The sequence below is a fragment of the Amycolatopsis sp. NPDC059657 genome (assembly GCF_042734395.1).
Lineage (GTDB): Bacteria > Actinomycetota > Actinomycetes > Mycobacteriales > Pseudonocardiaceae > Amycolatopsis.
Genome location: NZ_JBHWEB010000039.1, coordinates 64,228 through 77,979 on the forward strand (window position 1 = coordinate 64,228; position 13,752 = coordinate 77,979).

The 13,752-nt window shown below is 66.3% G+C and carries 13 protein-coding genes; 6 read left to right on the forward strand and 7 right to left on the reverse strand.

Going from position 1 to position 13,752, the window contains the following annotated elements:
• Positions 1-15: 15 nt before the first annotated feature.
• Together ACFV15_RS21950 and ACFV15_RS21955 are read right to left on the reverse strand one after the other, a co-directional pair.
• Positions 16-720 carry a hypothetical protein gene (locus tag ACFV15_RS21950; RefSeq protein ID WP_378352396.1) on the reverse strand — a complete coding sequence of 235 codons (705 nt, stop codon included), beginning with the start codon at positions 718-720 and terminating at the stop codon, positions 16-18.
• Positions 717-1,223: a SigE family RNA polymerase sigma factor gene (locus ACFV15_RS21955; RefSeq protein ID WP_378352397.1), complete on the reverse strand. Its 507-nt coding sequence runs from the start codon at positions 1,221-1,223 to the stop codon at positions 717-719. Before ACFV15_RS21955 ends, ACFV15_RS21950 begins: the two co-directional genes overlap by 4 nt.
• A 118-nt stretch (positions 1,224-1,341) precedes the next feature.
• Between ACFV15_RS21955 and ACFV15_RS21960 the strand changes: the two genes are divergently transcribed.
• Positions 1,342-2,004 (forward strand): hypothetical protein, encoded by a 663-nt coding sequence (locus tag ACFV15_RS21960; protein ID WP_378352399.1) that lies wholly within the window; start codon positions 1,342-1,344, stop codon positions 2,002-2,004.
• A 35-nt stretch (positions 2,005-2,039) separates the two neighbouring features.
• On the opposite strand, the gene ACFV15_RS21965 is transcribed toward ACFV15_RS21960, so the two are convergent.
• Both ACFV15_RS21965 and ACFV15_RS21970 read right to left on the reverse strand, forming a co-directional pair.
• Positions 2,040-2,363 carry a nuclear transport factor 2 family protein gene (locus ACFV15_RS21965; protein ID WP_378352400.1) on the reverse strand — a complete coding sequence of 108 codons (324 nt, stop codon included), beginning with the start codon at positions 2,361-2,363 and terminating at the stop codon, positions 2,040-2,042.
• Between the two features lie 94 nt (positions 2,364-2,457).
• Positions 2,458-4,278, reverse strand: coding sequence for a glycoside hydrolase family 9 protein (locus ACFV15_RS21970; RefSeq protein WP_378352402.1), 1,821 nt, complete (start codon positions 4,276-4,278; stop codon positions 2,458-2,460).
• Between the two features lie 211 nt (positions 4,279-4,489).
• Here ACFV15_RS21970 and ACFV15_RS21975 point away from each other — a divergent pair, with 211 nt between their 5' ends.
• Both ACFV15_RS21975 and ACFV15_RS21980 read left to right on the forward strand, forming a co-directional pair.
• Positions 4,490-6,385 (forward strand): GTP-binding protein, encoded by a 1,896-nt coding sequence (locus ACFV15_RS21975; RefSeq protein WP_378352404.1) that lies wholly within the window; start codon positions 4,490-4,492, stop codon positions 6,383-6,385.
• 19 nt (positions 6,386-6,404) lie between these two features.
• Positions 6,405-7,340, forward strand: a complete 936-nt coding sequence (locus ACFV15_RS21980; protein ID WP_378352406.1) for an LLM class flavin-dependent oxidoreductase — start codon at positions 6,405-6,407, stop codon at positions 7,338-7,340.
• 51 nt (positions 7,341-7,391) lie between these two features.
• Here the strand turns inward: ACFV15_RS21980 and ACFV15_RS21985 are convergent, their stop codons facing one another.
• Positions 7,392-8,519 carry a CU044_5270 family protein gene (locus ACFV15_RS21985; protein WP_378352407.1) on the reverse strand — a complete coding sequence of 376 codons (1,128 nt, stop codon included), beginning with the start codon at positions 8,517-8,519 and terminating at the stop codon, positions 7,392-7,394.
• On the reverse strand, positions 8,512-9,105 hold the full coding sequence (locus ACFV15_RS21990; RefSeq protein ID WP_378352409.1) for an RNA polymerase sigma factor: 594 nt from the start codon (positions 9,103-9,105) through the stop codon (positions 8,512-8,514). Before ACFV15_RS21990 ends, ACFV15_RS21985 begins: the two co-directional genes overlap by 8 nt.
• 114 nt (positions 9,106-9,219) lie before the next feature.
• Between ACFV15_RS21990 and ACFV15_RS21995 the strand changes: the two genes are divergently transcribed.
• Positions 9,220-10,116 (forward strand): serine hydrolase, encoded by an 897-nt coding sequence (locus ACFV15_RS21995; RefSeq protein ID WP_378352411.1) that lies wholly within the window; start codon positions 9,220-9,222, stop codon positions 10,114-10,116.
• A gap of 69 nt (positions 10,117-10,185) precedes the next feature.
• Positions 10,186-11,379, forward strand: coding sequence for an FAD-dependent monooxygenase (locus ACFV15_RS22000; RefSeq protein WP_378352412.1), 1,194 nt, complete (start codon positions 10,186-10,188; stop codon positions 11,377-11,379).
• Here the strand turns inward: ACFV15_RS22000 and ACFV15_RS22005 are convergent.
• Complete coding sequence (locus ACFV15_RS22005; RefSeq protein WP_378352414.1) at positions 11,373-12,584, reverse strand: alpha/beta hydrolase; 1,212 nt, start codon at positions 12,582-12,584, stop codon at positions 11,373-11,375. The two genes, ACFV15_RS22000 and ACFV15_RS22005, sit on opposite strands and share 7 nt — an antisense overlap.
• Before the next feature lie 212 nt (positions 12,585-12,796).
• Between ACFV15_RS22005 and ACFV15_RS22010 the strand changes: the two genes are divergently transcribed.
• The gene (locus tag ACFV15_RS22010; RefSeq protein WP_378352416.1) at positions 12,797-13,642 is read left to right on the forward strand and encodes an SAM-dependent methyltransferase; all 846 of its coding nucleotides are present in this window, start codon (positions 12,797-12,799) and stop codon (positions 13,640-13,642) included.
• The last annotated feature ends 110 nt before the right edge of the window (positions 13,643-13,752 follow it).

Here is a 13,752-nt window from a genome sequence, read left to right on the forward strand (position 1 = left end):
GCTCACACGAACAGCTCAACTGGACAGTTTGTTACCGGCGGCGTCGTAGGCGTACGGCGGGCTGAGCACGTTGTACGAGTCGACCAGCAGCGGATCGAACCAGAACACGGTGACCGACGGGTCGACACTCCACTTGGCCAGGCTCGCGTGGACCTGCATGCCGTGCGCGGTCGTGGTGATCTCCGCGACCGGGCCGACGAAGTAGCCGAACACGGGGATGAACTGGCCCTGGATCTGCTCACCACCATCGAGCTCGCGGAAGCCGGGTTTGCGATCGGGGCCCTTGGTCTCGTTGAGCACCATGAGCTCCTTGAGCTTCCCGTCCGGCGTGCGAATGCCGGTCATCACGCCGAAATGCGTCTCGGGCAGCGCCTGCGGCTCGTCGACCCGCACGGCGTAATACACCAGCTCACCACCCTCGGCCTTCAGGCCGGTCGGGATCACGTCGCCGTAGGGCGCACGGCTCTGCGGCTCGGCGCTGAGGCTGGTCGACGGGGCCGCGATCGGCGCCTGGACAACCGGCGGGACGGCGCGGAGCATGCCGGAGCCGAGCGCGACGGCGGCGACCACGGCCGCGACACCCACCACGCCGGTGCCGTTGAGCAGCTGGCGACGGCGACGCAAACGTTTGCCATCGGCGAGGATGGCTGAGGTGTCGAGTGACAGGCCCTCCGGCGGGGCCTCGTTCAACGCGGTGCGCAGTGCTTCGAGGTCGTTCATCGTCCTCCTCCCCCGATCAGTGTCGCGGGGTCGATCGATATCCGTAGCTTGGCCAGCGCCCGCGAGTTGGTGCTCTTCACCGTGCCGACGGACACCTTGAGTTCGCGGGCGACCTCGGCCTCCGGCAGGTCGAAGTAATGCCGGAGCACCACCACCGCGCGCTCACGGCCGGTCAGCTCGTTGAGCTTCTCCATCAGCCATTCCCGCTGGACGATGGCCGAATCGACGTCGGCGTCGACCGCGCGCTCCGGCACCTCGTCGGAGGGATGCTCGCGCAGTGGGCGGCGCCATTTGTCGATGACGTGATTGACAAGGATTGTCCGCGTGTACGCGTAGGCGTCCTTGCGGCGGACTTTTGTCCACGTCGCGTACGTCTTGGCCAGTGCCGTCTGCGCGGCGTCCTCCGCGGCATGCCGATTGCCCGTGAGCAGGTACGCGGCGTGCAGCAGGCGCGAGGAACACGCCTGCATGAACTCCACGAACTCGTCATCACTCCTGGCCATGATCACTAACGACGAGCGAGCAGCTCGAAAGGTTGCGTGCCGCGACGACAACTTTTGAGTGCATCCCGGACGTCTTTCCCTGCGGATGATCTTCAATCACCTGAACAGGGAGTGATCAATGCAGTCGAACACCCGCTTGACCCGCCGTATCCTGATGGCCGCCGGTGCGGTCGTCGCCTGCGGTGCCATCGCGGTCACCGGCGTGCTCACCGCCAACGCCGCGGACAAGCCCGCCAGCGTGTCCGGAACGGCCGCCACCGACGGCGGCATCGGTCAGAAGGTGGTCACCGACCGGGCGGCCGCACCGGCCGCCGCGCCCCAGGCTCCGGAGAGCAAGCCGGTCGGCGCCGTCATCCCGACCGGCATCAAGGACGCGAAGGGTGAGGTCGTGTTCTACGCGGTCGCGGTGAACGAGCCGTCGCTGCCGGACACGCACTTCGGCATCATGCAGGGCCACCGCGGCCCGGACGGCAAGATCTCCGCCGACATCGTCACCAATGAGTTCAACGGATCCGACAAGGCGCCGGGCTTCCACGGCGTCACCGTCGGTAACAGTGCGGACGCCAAGAACCTCGCCTTCGGCTACTACTCAGGCCCGGCCGCGAAGATCACCGCCAAGGTGGGCGGCAAGACCGTCGAGGCACACACGGCCAAGTGGAGCGAAGACTCGGGCATCGTCGTCTTCTGGTTCGACAAGATCACCGAGCCCGCCGGCCTGAAGGCGTTCGACGCCGCCGGCAAGGCACTGCCCGCCGGCAACACCCAGCCCGGCCGCGGCTGACCCGCACGGCTGACGCCGTCCACCGGTGTGCGGCGTCAGCCGGTGAGCAGCCCCAGCTGCTCGAAGTAGGAAACGCGGTCGAAATACCGCCGCTCTCCGACGATACGGTCACCGCCCGCTTCGAAAACGAAACAGGCGGCCGACCGGACCGTGAAATTCTTGCCGGTCGCGGTTCCCAGCAAGTCGAATTCCGCGACCACCGCGTCTTCCGCGACATGGTAATGCACGTTTTCAGCGCGTTCGTCGGGAAAGCCGGTACAACCTGGCCGATAACCTGCTGATTCCAGGTGCGCGCGGACAATGTCCAGCCGCTGTTTGGCGAGATTTTCCGCGGTTATCCGAGCATCGTTGCCTGACATCCGGGCTCCTCGAACCTGCGATAGCCGACAAAACAACATGCACGTTATTCGGCATGTTTGTCAATACCGGCATTCGCGGAACAATAGGAGTCTGTCAAATACGAGCGGTCACCGCGTGCAGATACCAGGTGGCATGCGGCAGCCACTGCTCCAGCCAGCGCCAGTCCGTGTTCGGCCCGGTGGCCGCCCGGCCAGGATCCCACTGCAGCCCGCGCCCGTCCTCACCCTTGCCGGTGATCCCGTTGACGATGCCGCCCGGCCACCGCAGCCACCGCCACGACCCTGCCGGATCGTTGTTCGCGTACTCCAGGTAGAGCGGCACGCTGCGGCCAGGTCCTTCAAGCATGCAGGTCGCGTACGGGTTGACGCCGAGGATCCAGTTGAGCTGATCCTGCGCGTAGGCGCGCAGCCTGGCGGCGAAGGCGTCGTCGAAGTACCGCGCGGCGTGCCGGGCCGCGGACGCGAGCGACGCGATCCGGGCGTTCTCACCCTGCCACCAGATGTCATCCGAGCGCGGCGCGATGTCGTGCGGCATAAAGAAGCCGGTGTAGCGGTTGCCCTCCCGGCCCTGGATCAGCTGCCGTGCGTAACCGAACGGGTTGGGCACCTCGGCGGTGACCGCGAGCTCGAACTCCAGCGACTTGCGCACCACGGTGAGCACCTGCGCCTTGACGGCATCACCCGCGGTGTCCACATAGGACAGCAAGCTGACCACCGGCAACCCGGCGTCCGACGGGTGGAAGTACGGCCGGTCGACCGCGTCGGCCCGCCAGTAGTCACGGTACTTCTGCCAGCTGGCGAGCCTGCTCGTCAGGCTCGTGGCGCGTGCGTCGGCCGCCTGCTGGTACTGGGCGTCCTTGGTGGCCTTGAACAGCTCGGTCGCGGCGAGCAGCGCGTTGTAGTCGTCCTGGATGTTCTCTTTCTTGTCGTTGGTCATGTCCGTGTTGTTGGCCTGCAGGAACGCGAACGCGTCCTTCGCCGCGGCCAGGTACTCGGCAGGCGCGTACTCACCGCTCACGCCGTAGGTGCTCGCCCGCGCCAGCGCCGCGATCGCGGCGCCGCCGCCTTCGCGGTAGTTGACCTGCTTGGTGTTGAGCTTGCGCAGTGTCGGATCGACGTCGAGATTGTCGTCCTCCGGCTGCGAAACGCCGCTGTAGAAGGACTTGCCGGGCACATGCGTGCGTACGAGGTAGTCGGCGCCGAAGAACGCCTCGTCGAGCAGCCAGGTGGTGAGCGAGACGAAGTTGGTGTCCTTGCGCCGGTCCAGGTTCCCGTGCGCGGCGAGCAGCACCCAGGCGGTCAGCGGGATCGACAGCGTGTTGAAGTACGAGAGCCCGGACAGCTGGGTGAAGTGCTTGCCCCAGTCGGCGGCGGCGTCGTACCAGCCACCGTGCGCGTCCCAGCGCTGACCGGTGGTGCCGACCGCGAGGCTCCGATCGGCCTTGTCGAACTGACCGGAGCTGCGGGATTCCTTGAAGAAGTGCACGACCGCGGGCAGCGTGAACCGCTCCAGCAGGTTCTGCTCGATGCGGAACGGCCACGAGCTGCCGCCGTTCTCGGCGACCACCACGTACTCGCCAGGCTTGGTGAACGACGAGAAGTCCCCGACCCGGTAGAAATCGGGCACCTCGGGGAACTGGTCCTTGCGCCAGTCCTCGACCGTGACCGCAGGCTTGGTCTGGCCGCGGAACACGACCGCGCCGGTCAGGTTGTCGACCAACCGGAACCCGCCAGGTCCAGACCACTGACTCTGGCTCGCGAAGATCACCCGCTTGGGGCCCGTCGATTCGTAGCCGACGGCGTTGGCCATCACCTGCGTGCCGCCACCACCTTCTTCGGCGGCCGACGCGGTGCCGGGTAGCGCCGCCGCACCGGCGACTCCGGCCGAACCGAGCAGAAAACTCCTACGCCCCAAGTGGTTCACCCCACCGAGTAAAGAAGGAATCTTTACTAATGTCAATCCGCCAACGCGGCCGTACCGATCACCGGAACCGATAAATCGGTTGCGCGCCGGCCCGCTCGGCTGCTGTAGTCGGCCGTCAGGCCTTTCGAAGGAGTCGTCATGCGCGGAACAACCATGTCCAACCCAGTGGTGATCACCGTCTACCCCGAGGACATGACTCTTCGTGCACATCTTGAACTTAGGCATATTGGCACATGTCGACGCCGGTAAGACCAGCCTGACCGAGCGGTTGCTGCACACCGCCGGTGTCATCGACGAGATCGGCAGCGTCGACGACGGCAGCACCCAGACCGATTCGCTCGCGCTGGAACGCAGGCGCGGCATCACCATCAAAGCCGCCGTGGTCTCGTTCGTCGTGGACGAGGTCACGGTCAACCTGATCGACACACCCGGCCACCCGGACTTCATCGCCGAGGTGGAGCGGGTGCTCAGCGTGCTCGACGGGGCCGTGCTGGTGGTCTCCGCCGTCGAGGGCGTCCAGGCGCAGACCCGCGTGCTGATGCGGACACTGCTGCGGCTGCGCATCCCCACACTCATCTTCGTGAACAAGACCGACCGTCGCGGCGCCGATCCCGAGCGCGTGCTGCGTGAGATCGCCGCCAAACTCACCCCAGCCGCACTCCGGAACGACGCACCGGACGCGGACGTGCTTGCCGAGAACAACGACGCTTTCCTGACCGCGTATCTCGGCGACAAGGTCTCACAATCCCTACTGCGCAAGGAATTCGAGGCTCAGGCGAAGCAGTCGCTCGCCTATCCCGTGTTCTTCGGCTCGGCGATCACCGGCGCCGGAGTCCCCGAGCTGATCACCGGTGTCCAGCGACTGCTGCCCGCCGCCGAGTCCGATGTGGACGGTCCGGTTTCCGGCACCGTGTTCAAGGTCGAACGCGGACCGGCAGGCGAGAAGATCGCATACGTCCGGATGTTCTCCGGGACAGTGCGAACCAGGGATCGCCTGCCATCCGACCAGAAGGTCACCGCGATCAGCGTCTTCGACCGCGGCTCGGCCGTGCGAAGCGCGCAGGTGACCGCCGGGCAGATCGGCAAACTCTGGGGTCTCACCGAAGTGCGCATCGGCGACGCCATCGGCAAGCCGCGCGCGGGCGCCGGGCGGCATCACTTCGCGCCACCGACGCTGGAGACGGTCGTCGTCCCAGTGCGGCCCGCGGACAAGGCCGCGTTGCATCCCGCGTTGACCCGGCTGGCCGAGCAGGACCCGCTGATCGACCTCCGGCAGGACGAGATCAGGCAGGAGATCTCGGTTTCGCTCTACGGCGAGGTGCAGAAGGAGGTCATCCAGGCCACGCTGGCCGACGAGTTCGGCGTCGAGGTGACCTTCCGCGAGACGACCACGATCTGTGTCGAACGCCCACGCGGCTCCGGCACGGCCTTCGAGATCATCGACAAGGACCCGAACCCGTTCCTCGCCACCGTCGGCCTGCGGGTCGACCCGGCGCCGATCGGGGCAGGCATCGACTTCCGGCTGGAGGTCGAGCTCGGCTCGATGCCGTACTCGTTCGTCAAGGCGGTCGACGAAACCGTCAAAGAGACGCTGCGGCAAGGGTTGCACGGCTGGCGGGTGACCGACTGTGTGGTGACCATGACGCATTCCGGTTACTGGGCGCGGCAAAGCCACTCACACGGTACGTTCGACAAGACCATGTCGAGCACCGCAGGGGACTTCCGCAACCTCACGCCCTTGGTGCTGATGGACGCGCTGAAGGAGGCGGGGACCACGGTGTACGAGCCGATGCACCGGTTCCGTCTCGAACTGCCTGCCGACACGGTCGGCGCGGTCGCGTCGGTGCTGGCCAAGCTACGCGCCGTCCCGCTGAATCTCGGGGCGTCGTCACTGCTGGAGGGCGAGATCCCGGCGGCCAAGGTGCACGAGCTGCAGCAACGGCTGCCGTCGCTGACGCGGGGTGAGGGCGTGCTGGAGTCCGCGTTCGAGCGCTATCAGCCGGTGACCGGCGAGGTGCCCGAGCGGCCACGAACCGACCAGAATCCGCTCAACCGCAAGGAATACCTGCTGCAGGTGCTGCGCAGGGTAGGGGTATGACCCAGGAGGAGGCGACGACATGCGTGTCGGCACCAGGATCAACCGTGAAGTGGCACCCGGCGATATCAAGGACCTGGCACGCCAGGCCGACCAAGCCGGGCTCGACGAGGTATGGATCGTCGAGGACTGCTTCTACACCGGCGGCATCGCCACCGCCGCGACCGTGCTGGCGGTGACCGAAACGATCACCGTCGGTATCGGCGTGCTGCCCACGGTCGCCCGCAACCCGGCGATCGCCGCGATGGAGATCGCCACACTGGCCGGGCTCTATCCCGGCAGGCTGACCGTCGCGTTCGGACACGGCGTCCCGGCCTGGATGCGGCAGATCGGCGCGTACCCGAAGTCGCCGTTGGCCGCGCTGGAAGAGACGCTGGACGTCATCAAGCGGCTGCTGTCTGGCGAACGCGTTTCGGTGGAAGGCAAGCACGTCCGGCTCGACGAGGTCGAGCTGGAGCACCAGCCTCCGGTGGTGCCGCCACTGCTCGCGGGCGTGCGCGGCCCGAAGTCGCTCGCGGTGTCCGGCCGGAAGGCCGACGGGACGATCCTCGCGGAACCCGCCGCGCCGGAGTACATCCGCGCGACCCGCGAAATCACCGGCAACGCCATCACCACGTACAACTGGTTCGCGCTCGACGAGGACCCCGCGCGGGCACGCGAGCGCGTCCGCGCGGACGTGGCGGACGCCCTCGGCGTCAACTCGGCGCCGCACGTCCAGCCCATGCCGTTCGGAGAAGAACTGCTGGCCATCATGGAAAGCGGCGAAGACGTGGCGTCGCGGCTCCGTCCTGAGTGGATAGACCAGCTCAGCGTTTCCGGCACGCTCGACGCTTGTGCCGAACGGGTCCGTCAGCTGCACGAAGCCGGGAGCGAATCCGTGATACTGCTTCCGCTGACCGGCGAGTCCCCGGCGGAGTCCATCGCCGCGGCAGGCAAGGTCAAAGCGCGCCTCGGGTAAAGGGCTCGTGAGTGGTATTGCCGGTTAAAACCGGCAATACCACTCACGACCTCAGTTGGCGGGCGCCTGCCCGATGGTGCCTGCGACCCCGGTAGTGACCGCGCTGAACTCGGTCACCGTGCCCGGCTTGATCCACGCGTCGTACGGGTGCTCGCCCGCCACGCTCCGCACGCCGATGAACGCGCCCGTCTTCGGGTCGATGATCAGGTCGCGACGCTCGTGCTCGCCGTCGATGCCGAGCGCGATCCCCGTGCGGCCGTCGAGGTTCGCGGCGGTCTCGACCACCTTGACGCCGTCGATCTTGGCCAGCGCGCGGTACCAGTTGGCGCGCTGCTCGGCGGGCATCAGGCCGTCCTCGAGCACGAGCAGTCCGAAGTGGAACATCGCGGACGGCGACGAGCCCCTGCCCTTGGTCATGTCCTTGAGCCGCGCGAACATCTTGTCAGGGTCGTTCGGCAGGTTGCGGTAGAACGCGGGCTGGGCCGAGTCGTTCACGTCGCCGCAGACCTTCTTCGGCTTGGCCTTGGGGAAGAAGTCGCCGCAGGGGCCCTGGCGCTCGCCGGTGTCGGTGTCCATGATCGCCGGCGGGGTCGTCTCGGACTCCGGCTTGGTGCCCGCGACCCACTTCAGCGGGCCGAGCACCTCGCGTCGCTCCAGCCACACCTGCTTCTCGTCAGCGGGAATCCAGGTCTGGAACCGCTGCTCGATCAGATAGGTGCTGCCCGTGATCGTCTGGTCAGGCGCATCGACGGAAACGCCCGTGCTCTGCCCGCGGGTGTTCCAGGCGTGCTTGTTGATGTAGCGGTACTGGCCGGGCCCGACCGGCTGGTCCACCGCGCCGACACTGAGGTCGGCCGCCTTGTTCAGCACCTCGGCGGCCACCAGCGTCACCGGGGCCTCGGACGGCGGTGCCACCGGAGCCTCGGACGACGGCGGCACCGCGGCCTGGGGCGCCGGCTCGTCGGATCGGACCTGGACGACCACGGCCGTGACAGCGAGCACCGCGGCTGCGGCAGCGGCGACAGGCAGTACCAGCCGGCGACGCCGGGGCCTGAGCTGCGGGAGCGCGGCCTCGGCGTCGACGGCGGCCATCAGCTTGGCGCGTGCGCCCGAAAGCGAAGCATGGGAGTCACGGGCTTCGCGGTGCAGCTGGTCGAGAGCCTGGTCGAGCTCATTCATGGACGTTCTCCTCAATGGTCTTCGCGGTCAAGAAAGCCTGGAGTTTGTGCCGCACACGGTGCAGCCGGGAGCGCACGGTGCTGGCGGGGATACCGAGTGCCTCGGCGACTTCGGCCGGTTCGAGCCCGGCCCACGAGGTCAGCAGGAGCACGTCGCGTTCGGTCTCGCTGAGCGCGGCCAGCTCACCGGCGAGCCTGCGCAAGCGGCTGGCGGCGTCGACCCGCTCGGCCACCCTGGCGTCGTGGCTCTCGGCCGGCGTTTCCTCGCCGACGACCTTGGCCGTGACCTGATAGCCGCGGACCTCGTGCCGGACGTGGTTGCGCAGCAGATTGGTCGCGATCCCGTATAACCAGCCGCGGATGGGTGCTTGGGTCGGGTCGTAGCTCGCGCGTCTTCGCAAGGCGACCAGAAAGGTCTCCGCGACGAGATCGTCCGCCACGTGCTCACCGACTCGGCCGGCGAGGTAGCCGCGTATCGGCCTCGCGTACTCGTCGAAGAGCCGCGCGAAGGACTCCTTCGGGTCCTCCGCGGCGAGGTCTGGCCGGTCACCCGGGGCATCAACCCTGCGCTCGATGATTCCTGTCACGGTACTGCTTGTCAGTTCCGGCCGCCGCGTCCCCGATTTCCGCCCGATCGAGATCCATCCCACAACCAGGCCGTTCCCGGCGAATACGGAGGCCCGTCCAGAACAACACCAGTCATGAGCAAGCGAACGGCAATGCTCCTTTCCGGACTGTGCCTCGGCGCGATAGTCGCGATGCTCGCGTTCATCTATTCGACGCGCGGGCCGGTGCAGGCGTCGGTAGCCATGCCGCTGGAAACGACCGCCGCGGCGATCACTCCTTCGGAGGACGAGCCGGAACCGACTCCCGAGCCGGAGCCGAGCCCGACGCCGACTCCGACACCGTCGAGCAAGACCAGCACCCCGAAGCTCGCCAGCCAGGTACCGGGTGGTCAGCTCGCGGCGATGGTTTACGACCGGCAGGAGAACAAAGCACTGCTCGCCGAGCACGCGGACACCGTGTTCACCACCGCGTCACTGGTGAAACTGCTGATCGCGTTCGACGCGCTGGACAAGGGCACCTCGTCGAACTCGACCGTCACGCAGATGCTTTCGCGCAGCGACGACAACATCGCGAGCAGTTTGTGGGTGATGAACGGCGGGCAGTCCATCGTCACCCGCTGGGCGGCCAAACTGGGACTGGCCCGCACGAAACCGCCTGCCGATCCCGGCCACTGGGGCAGTACCCGAACCACCGCGTCCGACATGGTGAAGGTCTATCGGTATCTGATGGACAACGCATCAGACAGCATCCGCTCGGTCGTGCTGACCGCGCTGCGCAAGGCGACGAAGACCGGCGCGGACGGATTCGACCAGTATTTCGGCATCCCGAATGGGATCGACAAGCCGTGGGCGGTGAAACAGGGCTGGTCCTGTTGTGACCCGACGCGAAATCTCCACACGACCGGCCTAGTGGGAGAAGAAGACCGGTACATCGTCGTCATTCTGACCTCACGGCCCAGTTCCGTGTCGTGGGCGGCCGGATCCAGGCAGGTCACGACCGCGAGCCACATGCTGGAGAGCTTGTTGAACTAGGTCCAACAACGCTACGCGCACATACGATCGTACTAAACGATCATATAGGACGTGTGTACACTCGCCAGAGTGGCGAAGAACATGAACGTACTCGTTTCGGGCGCGAGCATCGCCGGGCCCGCACTGGCTTACTGGCTCCACCACTACGGCTTCAGCGCGACGGTCGTGGAGCAGGCTCCCGAGATCCGCGATGGCGGATACGCGGTCGATCTGCGGGGTACCGCGGTCGAGGTGACCAAGCGAATGGGCCTCTTCGACACCATCAAGGAACAGGGCACCGGTGTCGACGGCATCTCCTACGTCGACATCAACAACAAGGTGAAAGGCAGTCTGGGCAAGGACTTCCTCGGCGGATCCGGCGTGGTCGCCGAGGTCGAGATCCTGCACGGCGACCTCAGCCGGATCCTGTACGACGCCACGAAGGACTACACCGAGTACGTTTTCGGCGACTCGATCACGTCGATCACCGAAACCGCCGACGGTGTCGAGGTCACTTTCGAACGCGGCGCGCCGCGCACCTTCGACTACGTGTTCGGCGCCGACGGACTGCATTCCAACGTCCGCGCGCTGACATTCGGCGACGAGTCGCGGTTCATTCACCACCTCGGCTATTACATGGCCATCTTCACCACGGAAAACCACCTGAACCTCGACCACTGGGAATGCTTCTACAACATGCCGGGCAAAGCCGCCGGCATGCAGAGCGCCCGTGGCAACTCCGAGGCGATGGCGATGTTCCACTGGAGCTCCGACCCGCTGTTCTACGACCGGCACGACATCGAGCAGCAGAAGAAGATCCTGCTCGACGTCTTCTCCGGCGAGGGCTGGGAAATACCGCGGCTGCTGAAAGCGCTGCCCGACGCGCCCGATTTCTTCTTCGACTCGATCGCCCAGGTCAAGATGAACGACTGGGCGAAGGGCCGGATCGCTCTGGTCGGCGACGCCGCGCACAGCTCGTCCGTGCTTTCCGGAATGGCGACGAGCATGGCACTGGTCGGCGCGTACATCGTCGTCGGCGAACTGCAGGCGCATCTCGACGATCACGGGACGGCGTTCAAGAACTACCGCGAAGACATGCGTGAATACGTCGAACTGAACCACAAGATCGGCGCCGGAAATGCCACCGGCTTGATGCCGAAGACGAATTTCGCGATCTGGCGGCGCAATTTCCTGGTCCGGATGATGCCCTACATCCCCGGCAAGGAAAAGTTCCTCGGCGCTTACGAAAAAGCAGCGAACGCCGCGGTGCTCAAGGACTACTGATCGGTCGCCACGAGCGCGCCCTTCGCGCCCGTCTGCGGCAGCGGCCACGGCTTGACCTCGCCGCTGACCGTGACCTTGCGTGCGCCCGAGAACCGCGGGGTCGCGCTCTTGGACCCGATCCAGGTGAGGACGTCTGGCAGCTGCGACTTGAAGGTGTTCATGTTGTGCCCGGCGTCGGGGATGATCCAGGACGTGAACGTGGTCGGCGACAGCGCGGCCTTGTTCATCCGCTGGATCGAGGCGACCTCGTTGCCTTCCTTGTCGCCGGCGATCGCGAGCAGGTCGACCGGTGACGGGTGCTTCGCGAGGTTGATCGAGACGTTGTTGGCGTCCGCGATGTCCTTGCGCCCCTTGAAGATGTCGGTGGTCTCGGCGTCGATCCACGCGGCGTCGTAACCGCTGACGCTGGCCGCGATGCCGAACCACTGCGGGTGCCTGGTGACCAGGTTCAGCGCGCAGTAGCCGCCGGAGGACCAGCCGGCGATCGCCCAGGACTTGCGGTCCGCGCTGACTTTCAGCGTCTTGAGCGCCCACGCGCGGATGTCGGCCGTGAGGTACGTGTCGTTCGCCGCGCCGTTGACCTCGTCGACGCATTCGGTGTCGTGGCCGACCTTCGGCACGCCGGTCGGGTCGGGGATGATCACCACGGTGGGCGGCATCAGCTTCTTGCCGATCGCGGCGTCGAGCTGGTCGAACAGCTTGTACCCGCTGCCGGCGACCTCAGGGCCGGACGGGTAGTTCGGGATCCACTCGATCACCGGGAAGGTGAAACCCTCGTACGCGGGGTCGTAGTACTGCGGCGGGATGTAGAGGTTGACGTCGCGCGTGAGGCCGGTGCGGTCGCCGAGCACGGTCAGGTGGAACGTCGAGCCGAGTCCCTTGGCGCCGCGGTCGCGGTTGTAGTCCTTCATCTGCTCGAGGCCGCCGCCGTTGAGACCGCCCTCACCGTTCGTGCCCTCGCCTGCCGGGTTCGAGGTGCCGATGAGCGCGCCGAGCGTCGGGAAGAAACCGCCGATCATGTTGCCTGCGAGTCCCATCGAAACGACGACGAGAATGACGGCGGTCACAGTGGTGGTGCTGCGGCCGGTGCGGCGCCATTTCCAGGAATCCCAGAACCAGGGGACGGCGATCACGGCGAGCAAAGCCAGAACGGCCACCAAGATCAAACCGAACGTCGAGTCCAGTCTGATATCGCTCGCGTGCATTTCTATCCCTTCCGGGTAAGCCGTCGCTTTCTTTTCGCCGTGCAAGAAGACGCGCGGGTACTTGATGATGTTGACAGCTTGTGATTTGAGTCACATTCCCAGTAGGCGGGTGCTCCGCCTGGTGGTCACGATACCGGTCGGGGTACCGGCGACCTGCGTCGCGCCGGTTAACATGGCGCCAAATAGTTGAAAGCTGAAGCACGGAGACCGCGATGACGGATCACGACGAGGCACTGCGAGCCATCGGAAGCAGCCTCGACCGGCCGTCCGCCGCCCGTATCTACGACTACTTCATCGGCGGCACCACCAACTACGCGATCGACCGCGAGTTCGCCGAGAAGGTCCGCCGCCGCCTCCCGCTCATGGGCGACTACTGCATGACCAGCCGCCAGTTCCTCGGCCGCGCGATCCGCCGCTGCGCCGAGCTCGGCATCCGCCAGTTCGTCGACATCGGCTCCGGCCTCCCCACCACCGGCAACGTCCACGAGGTCGCCGACAAGGCCCGCCCCGAGCAGGACACCCACGTCCTCTACATCGACAACGAGCCGATCGCACTCGCCCACTCCCAGGTCCTGCTCGCCGACACGGCCGACCCCGACCGCCACCACGCGATCGCCGCCGACTTCCTCCAGCCCGAAGACCTCTGGGAACGCGTCCGCGAGTCCGAGATCATCAACCTCCGCGAGCCCGTCGCACTGGTGATCAACGCGGTCATGCACTTCATCAAGGACTCAGAGAACCCCGACGCGGTCCTCGCCTACTACCGCCAGCGCCTCGCACCCGGCTCCCTACTGGTCATCTCGCAGATGACCAACGAGAACCCGGTCAACGAAGACGAGCGCCAAGCGTTGCTGGACCTGCTCGAGTACTACGAGACCACGACCAACCCCGGCGTCCTGCGCACCATGACCGAGTTCAGCCGCTTCTTCGGCGACTGGCCGCTCCTTGCCCCAGGCCTCGTCTACGCCCCGGCCTGGCACCCGGACTCGGAAACCCTGTTCTCACGCTCACCCTCGGAGTCCCGGGTCATCGGCGGCATCGCCCAAAAACCCGCCTGACCCCGGCCGGTGAAAAAAATCCCAATGCGGCATTCGTCAGGTTTCAGCCTCCCAATGTGGCGTTCGTCAGCTCTGAGCAGAAGAACGGCACCTAGGGGGGAGCCCAGCAA